This window comes from Roseomonas sp. 18066 (assembly GCF_902706185.1).
GTDB lineage: Bacteria > Pseudomonadota > Alphaproteobacteria > Acetobacterales > Acetobacteraceae > Pseudoroseomonas.
The window spans coordinates 24,553-32,299 of record NZ_CACSJM010000065.1 but is presented as its reverse complement, the minus strand read 5'-3'; the positions used below and the strand labels follow the sequence as shown (position 1 = coordinate 32,299).

Genomic DNA, 7,747 nt, shown 5'->3' with positions numbered 1-7,747 from the left:
GGGGCTGGGGGTGGCGCTGGTGCCGCAGTCGCTGCGCTGCGTGCAGGTGCCGGGGGTGGCCTATCGCCCGCTGGCCGGGCCGCCGGTGCTGGCCGAGCTGGCGCTGGCCCATCGCCGGACCGAGGCCTCGCCGGCCGCCCGCAATTTCGTCCGCCACGCCCGGATGCGGCCTTAAGACGTCGGACTTATCGAATATCGTCCAGCCACGTATTGGACCGATGGCGAAAAGCGTCGCGATACTCGGCGTCACTCGAAGTGACCCAGGATCGCCGCCCCATGACCGATGATTGGCGCGCCCGCGCCGGCTCCCCCTTCGCCTGCGAGAAGACGCCGGTCACCGCCGAGCGCGGCATGGCGGTCACCAACCACCCGCTCGCCTCCGCCGCCGCCATGGAAATGATGGCGATGGGCGGCAATGCCATCGACGCCACGGTGGCCGCGCTGTTCACGCTCACCGTGGTCGAGCCGATGATGGTCGGCTTCTTCGGCGGCGGCGTCGCCGTGATCCGCCTGGCCGATGGGCGGGAGGTGGTGATCGACAGCCTCTCCACCGCCCCTGCCTTGTCGCGGCCGGACCAGTACACCCCGGTCTCCGACATCTGGCCCGACTATATGGAGACCGAGGGCCGCGCCAACCGCCGCGGACCGCTGGCCATCGCGGTGCCCGGCACGCTGAAGGGCTGGTGCGAGGCGCTCGAGCGCTTCGGCACGCTGCCGCTGGCCGCGGTGCTGGAACCCGCCATCCGCCATGCCCGCCGCGGTTTTCGGGTGACGCCGTATCTCGCCGCCTGCATCGTCGAAAGCGCCATCGACCTGGCTCTCGACCCCGCCATGGCCGCGATGTTCTTGCCCGATGGCGAGCCGCTGAAGGCCGGCACCCACCTGACCATGCCGGATTATGCCACGACCTTGGAGGGCCTGGCCGCCGAAGGGCCGGGCTGGCTGTATGGCGGGGCATTGGGCAAAAAGGTGGCGGCCTGGCTGGAGCAGCAGGGCTCGCCGATGCGCCTGGCCGATCTCGAGGCCTATCGCACCGTCGAGCGCGTCCCCGTCCGCGGCACCTATCGTGGGGTCGCGCTGGTCGGCCCGCCGCCGCCCTGCTCGGGCGGGGTGCATGTGCTGCAGATGCTGAACCTGATGGAAGGCTTCGACCTGCGCGCCTCCGGCTTCGGCACGGTGCAGACGCTGCATCTGGTGATCGAGGCGCTGAAGATCGCCGCCGCCGACCGCCGCGTGGCCACCGCCGACCCGGCCTTCGTCGACGTCCCCGTCGAGCGCCTGATCTCCAAGGCCTATGCGGAACTGCGCCGCCCCGAGATCGCCCTCGACCGGGCGGGGATTTTCGGCGCCCGCATCCTCAGCAATGAATCGGCCAACACGACGCATGTCACCATCGCCGATGCGGCGGGCAACATCGTCACCTCGACCCAGACGATCAACAGCCTGTTCGGCGCGCGGGTGATGATCCCGGGCACCGGCATCATCACCAACAACTACATGTATCTCTTCGACCCGCATCCGGGGAACGCGCTGTCGCTGCAGCCGGGCAAGCGGATCACCAGCGGCATCTCGGCCATGCTGGGGCATCGCGACGGGCGGCCGCTGTTTGCCGTCGGCCTGCCGGGGGCGCATCGCATCCCCTCGGCGGTGTTCCAGTTCGTGCTGAACGTCGTCGACCACGGCATGTCCTGGCAGGAGGCCGTCGAGGCCCCCCGCGTCTTCACCCATGGCCAGGATGCCGAGGTCGAGCGCGGTTTTCCCCCGGAAATCCATGCCGGTCTCGCCGCGCTGGGCCATCAGGTCACCCCGGTCGACCATGTGGCGGGCGGCATGGGCGCCATCGGCTTCGCGGGCGCCGCCATGACGGGCGCCGCCTGCTGGCGCGCCGATGGCGTGGCCATGGGCATGGGCGGCGGGCTGGCGCGCGCCGGCACCTCCTTCTGGCCCGATCCGCGCCGCCGCGCCAACTGACTTGCCTGGCGCTGTCCCGGCGCCGCAGCCTTGCCTGATCCCCTCTCTGCCGGAGAACCGAACCATGGCTTTGCTCACCACGCGACGCGGCCTGATGCAGGCCGGATTGGGAGGGGGCGCAGCCCTGGCGACCGGCCTGCCGCTGGCGGCACCGGCCCTGGCGCAAGGCGCCGGCGGCAACCGGCGGGTGCTGAAGGCGGTGATGCATGCGACGCTCGGCGTGCTCGATCCCTTCGCGACCACGGCGTACATCACCCGCAACCATGGCTACCTGGTCTATGACACGCTCTTCGCCATGGATGCGCAAATGCGGCCGCAGCCGCAGATGGTGCAGGACTGGACCCGCTCCGATGACGGGCTGACCTATACCTTCCGCCTGCGCGAAGGGCTGACGTTCCATGACGGCGCGCCGGTGACCTCGGCCGATTGCATCGCCTCGCTGACCCGCTGGTGGCGGCGCGACCTGATGGGCACGCGGCTGATGAACGCCACGGCCTCGCTGGAAGCCGTCGACGACCGCAGCTTCCGGCTGGTGTTGAAGCACCCCTACGGGCTGGTGCTGGAGACGCTGGGCAAGCCCGGCGGTCCCGTCCCCTTCATCCTGCCCAAGCGTCTCGTCGACATCCCGGCCGACCAGCGGATCACCGAGGTGGTGGGCTCCGGCCCCTTCCGCTTCCTGGCGAACGAATACCGCTCCGGCGACCGCGTGGTCTATGAGCGTTTTTCTGAATATCGCCCGCGCTCCGAGCCGGCCAGCGGCCTCGCCGGCGGCAAGGTGGTCCACTTCGACCGTGTCGAATGGCTGGAGATCTCCGATCAGCAGACGGCCGCCAATGCGCTCGGCACCGGCGAGGTGCAGGTGATGGAGAATGTCGGCCCCGACCAGATGCAGCTGCTGCGCCGCAACCGCCAGGTGAAGCTGCAGCCGCGCGGCATCGGCAATTCGCTGCTGATGCGGCTGAACTGGGCGCAGCCGCCCTTCAACAACAAGAAGGTCCGCCAGGCGGTGATGATGGCGGTCAACCAGGCCGACTACCTGGCCGCCCAGATCGGCGATGACAGCCTCAGCCGCGAGTGCCACGCCTTCTTCACCTGCGATTCGCCCTATGCCACCGAGGTCGGCGCGGTGCTGAAGCCCGATTTCGCCGCCGCCCAGAAGCTGCTGAAGGAAAGCGGCTACGCCAATGAGAAGGTGGTCATCCTGCACCCGGCCGATCTCGCCTCCGGCAGCGCGCTGGCGCCGGTGACCGAGCAGCTGCTGAAGAAGCTGGGCATGAACGTCCAGGTCGACAGCATGGACTGGAACAGCCTGCTGGCCCGGCGCAACAAGCCCGATCCGGTGGAGCAGGGCGGCTGGAGCATCGCCTGGGGCATCTGGAGCGACCTCGACCTGATGAGCCCGATCATCAACCTGAACGTCGATGGCCGCGGCCGCCGCGGCTATATCGGCTGGGCCGAGAGCGCCGAGATGGAGCGGCTGCGCGACGCCTTCGCCCTGGAGCCCGATCAGGCGAAGCAGATGCAGCTGGTCGAGCAGATGCAGCGCATCGCGTTTGAAGAAGTCTTCGCCATCCCGCTCGGCTCCTACAAGGTGATCACCGGCCATGCGAGCGCCCTGCGCGACGTGGTGGCCGACCAGGTGCTGGTCTTCTGGAACATGAAGCTGGCTTGAGCCTCGCCGGGCCGCGCGAGAAACCGCGCCGGAGCGTCACAACCGGTGCGGGAAAATCGTGAAAAAACAGATGTAACTGCGCGTTTTCTGCAAAAGTGTCTTGGAGCGGCGGCCGGATCTTCATATTCCGGTCACCACCGCGTGATCCAGTGCGGCCCCGTTCCCGACAACCCCGTCGCCGCGCAGGAATCGTCTCCGGATGGCCAGCTTCAACGACCCGGGCTACGGCGCGCAGTGGCAGCTCCGCGGCGGTACCGGCGTCAACCTGACGCCGCTCTACGGCCAGTATTCTGGGGCCGGGGTGCGCATCGGCCTGGTCGATACCTTCCCCGACCTCGGCAACCCTGAGCTCGCCGGCCGCTTCGACCTGTCGCGCAGCGCCTGGGCCCAGGGCCAGACCACGGCGGATGACGGCAGCGAGGGCTCGCAGCACGGCACCGAGGTGGCCCTGGTGCTCGGCGCGCAGGCGAATAACGGCTATGGCCGGGTCGGCGCCGCCTGGGGCGCCACCCTGGTCGCCTTCGCCTTCGACAGCCGCAGCTACCGCACCGTCGCGCAGGAGACGGAAATGCTCGCCCTGCAATGGCAGGTCGATGTCTCCAACAATTCCTGGAGCCGCTCGGGCGAGCACTTTCGGGATGATTTCGGCCGCGCGGAATACGCCGGCGCCGCCGCCGCGATCGCCGATGCGGCCGCGCGCGGGCGCTGGGGCCTGGGCACGGTGATCATCCGCTCGGCCGGCAATGACGGCGCCATCGGCGACGACGTCAATGCCCACAACTATTCCAACAACCGCTACACCGTGACCATCGGCGCGACCAATGGCCTCGGCCAGGTGCAGGGCTTTTCCAACCAGGGCGCGGCGCTGACCGCGGTCGCGCCCGCCGCCGTCACCTCCTGGGCGGCGCCGCTCGGCTCGGCGACCGCGGCGCTGATGCTGGAGGCCAATCCCGGCCTCGGCTATCGCGACGTGCAGGCGATCATCGCCATGACCGCGCGCATCACCGACGCGGCGCGCGCCAACTGGATCTTCAACGCCGCCGACGACTGGAACGGCGGCGGCATGCATGTCGCCCGCAGCGCCGGCTTCGGGCTGATCGACGCCCGCGCCGCGGTGCGGCTGGCCGAATCCTGGACGCTGCAGAACACCGCGCACAACCTGCAGCAGGCCAGCGCCGGCGGCGGCGGCATGGTGCTGGCCGATGGCGGCAGCAGCTATGCCACGGTCTTCATCGACGCCGCGCTGCGCATGGAGCGGGCGGAGCTGTCGATCGACATCGCCCATGACCATCTGGGCGAGCTGCGGCTGGTGCTGATCTCGCCCTATGGCACCGGCAGCGTGCTGCTCGACCAGCTGCATCAGGGGCAATACGATGCCGGGCGGCTGACCTTCAGCCTGTCCAGCACGCATTTCCTCGGCGAATGGTCGCGCGGCACCTGGGTGCTGCGGATCGACGACCTGGCGGGCGGCCAGGGCGGTTCGCTGCTCGGCTGGCAGCTGACCGTGCTGGGCTCGGCGCCGACCGCCGACGACCAGCTGGTCTTCACCGACGAATTCGCCGCTGTCGCGGCGCAGGATGCGGCCCGCACCCTGCTGCGCGACGATGGCGGCGCCGACACGCTGAACGCCGCCGCCGTCAGCACGGGATCCTGGATCGACCTGATGCCGGGCGCCGGCAGCCGCATCGCCGGCCAGGGGCTGAGCATCGCCGCCGGCACGCTGATCGAGCATGCCATCGGCGGCGACGGCGCCGACATGATCCTGGGCAACGAGGCCGGAAACCAGCTGCGCGGCAATCGCGGCTGGGACACGCTGGATGGCCGCGGCGGCGACGACATCCTGCAGGGCGGCGCCGGGCGCGACCGGCTGCTCGGCGGCGAGGGCCACGACCAGCTCGATGGCGGCGCCGAGGCCGACTGGATGGAGGGCGGCGCCGGCGACGACCGCTATATCGTCGACGATGCCGGCGACCGCATCGTCGAGCGCGCCGGGCAGGGCTATGACCGCGTCGAGGCCTGGGTCGACTACACCCTGCCGCAGGGCGTCGAGCAGCTGTCGCTGCTGGGCCAGGCGCGCGCCGGCACCGGCAATGGCCTGGGCAACCTGCTGCTCGGCAATGCCCTGGCCAATCGCCTGAGCGGCCTGGCCGGCGACGACCGGCTGGAAGGCGGCGAGGGCGACGACCAGCTTTCCGGCGGCGCCGGCCAGGATGTGCTGATCGGCGGCGGCGGCGCCGACCGCATGGCCGGCGGCACCGGCGACGATCTCTACGAGGTCGGGCAGGCCGGCGACCGGGTGGTCGAGCTCCGCTATGGCGGCATCGACCGGGTGCAGTCCTGGATCAGCTATACCCTGCCGGTCAATGTCGAGCATCTCGACCTGCAGGGCAGCGCGGCGCTGGAGGGGCGCGGCAATGCCGCGGCCAATGCCATCAGCGGCAATGACGCGGCCAACCGGCTGTGGGGCTTCGCCGGCGATGACAGCCTCCAGGGCGGCGGCGGCGATGACGCGCTGCGCGGCGGCGATGGCGACGACCTGCTGGAGGGCGGCGCCGGCGCCGATTTCATGGCCGGCGGCGCGGGCGACGATCTGTACCGCGTCGACCAGCGCGGCGACCGGGTGGTCGAGCTGGCGGGCCAGGGCAGCGACACGGTGCGCGCCAGCATCGACTACACCCTGACCCGCGAGGTCGAGCGGCTGGAGCTGGTCGGCAGCGCGCTGAAGGGCAGCGGCAACGCCGCCGCCAACACCATCATCGGCAATGAGCTCGGCAATGTCCTGCGCGGCCTGGACGGCGACGACCGGCTGGAGGGCGGTGCCGGCGACGACCAGCTCTGGGGCGGCGCCGGCCGCGACCTGCTGGCCGGCGGCAGCGGCGCTGACCGCATGCTGGGCGGGGTCGGCGACGACACCTATGTGGTGGACGATGCCGGCGACCGGGTGGTCGAGCTCCGCTATGGCGGCTTCGACCGGGTGCAGTCCTGGATCAGCTACAGCCTGGGCGCCAATGTCGAGCACCTGGAGCTGCAGGGCGGCGCGGCGCTGGAAGGGCGCGGCAACGCCGCGGCCAATGACATCAGCGGCAATGCGGCGGCCAACCGGCTGTGGGGTTTTTCAGGCAATGACCGGCTGTCCGGCGGCGCCGGCGACGACCAGCTCTGGGGCGGGGAGGGCCGCGACCTGCTGGATGGCGGCAGCGGCGCCGACCGCATGGCCGGCGGGCTGGGCGACGACATCTACATCGTCGAGGATGCCGGCGACCGCGTGGTCGAGCTGGCCGGGCAGGGGACCGACACGGTGCGCGCCTGGGTCAGCCACGCCCTGACCCCCGCGGTCGAGCGGCTGGAGCTGCAGGGCCGCGCCGATATCGACGGCCGCGGCAATGCGCTGGCCAATGTCATCATCGGCAATGCCGGCGCCAACCGGATCGATGGCGGGGCCGGCAACGACGTGCTCACCGGCGGCGACGGCGCTGATACCTTCGTCTTCTCGGCCGGCAGCGGCGCCGACCGCATCACCGATTTCGACGCCGCCGAGGGCGACCGCCTGCTGCTGCGCGGCTTCCTCGCCACCAGCTGGGAAGCGCTGCAGCCGCATCTGCGGGCCGAGGGCGGCGACACGCTGCTGACGCTGGGCGCCGCGACGCTGCGGCTGGACCATGCGGCGCTGACCGCCGATGCGGTGTTCTTCGGATGACCGGACGGCGCAGTCGACGATTGCATCTGGCGTAAATTCTGCCCGACCTCAGGGTGGAGAGGTCGGCGGAACGCGTCCGATCCATCGAAAAGCGCGGCTTTTTCTGAATTTTTTGTCTGCCGGCAGAAAACAAAAATCGGTCGCCGCGTCAGAAGGCCGCCAAGAAAACCCGAAGTCTCGTCAATTACTTCACTCGTATTTAAAATATAATGACATAACTTTATTGTGATAAATAAAATTTCAACCCACGCATATCCTCGCCCAGGCCGGCTGTGCGGAAGGTCGAATTGCGCTATGAATTGCGGCGACCGGCTAAGGTTCGGCTTGCTGATGCAGGGGATCGCTCTGCCCTCTGGGGATGGAGTGCTGTACGGCCTCGTGGAAGGATAGAGAAGCATCCTATGAAT

4 protein-coding genes are annotated in these 7,747 nt (G+C 69.7%); all 4 read left to right on the top strand.

Features of this window, described 5'->3' with window-relative positions; genetic code table 11:
* The first annotated feature begins 10 nt into the window (after positions 1 to 10).
* A complete protein-coding gene (locus tag GVN67_RS14820) occupies positions 11 to 175 on the top strand; it encodes a hypothetical protein (protein WP_255430398.1) in 165 nt (54 codons plus the stop codon).
* 101 nt (positions 176 to 276) lie between these two features.
* Entirely contained in the window at positions 277 to 1,971 is a 1,695-nt protein-coding gene (gene ggt, locus GVN67_RS14815; protein WP_159997264.1) for a gamma-glutamyltransferase, read from the top strand.
* A gap of 64 nt (positions 1,972 to 2,035) precedes the next feature.
* Positions 2,036 to 3,643: an ABC transporter substrate-binding protein gene (locus tag GVN67_RS14810; RefSeq protein ID WP_235035308.1), complete on the top strand. Its 1,608-nt coding sequence runs from the start codon at positions 2,036 to 2,038 to the stop codon at positions 3,641 to 3,643.
* A gap of 199 nt (positions 3,644 to 3,842) precedes the next feature.
* Complete coding sequence (locus tag GVN67_RS14805; protein ID WP_159997260.1) at positions 3,843 to 7,340, top strand: S8 family serine peptidase; 3,498 nt, start codon at positions 3,843 to 3,845, stop codon at positions 7,338 to 7,340.
* Positions 7,341 to 7,747: the final 407 nt, after the last annotated feature.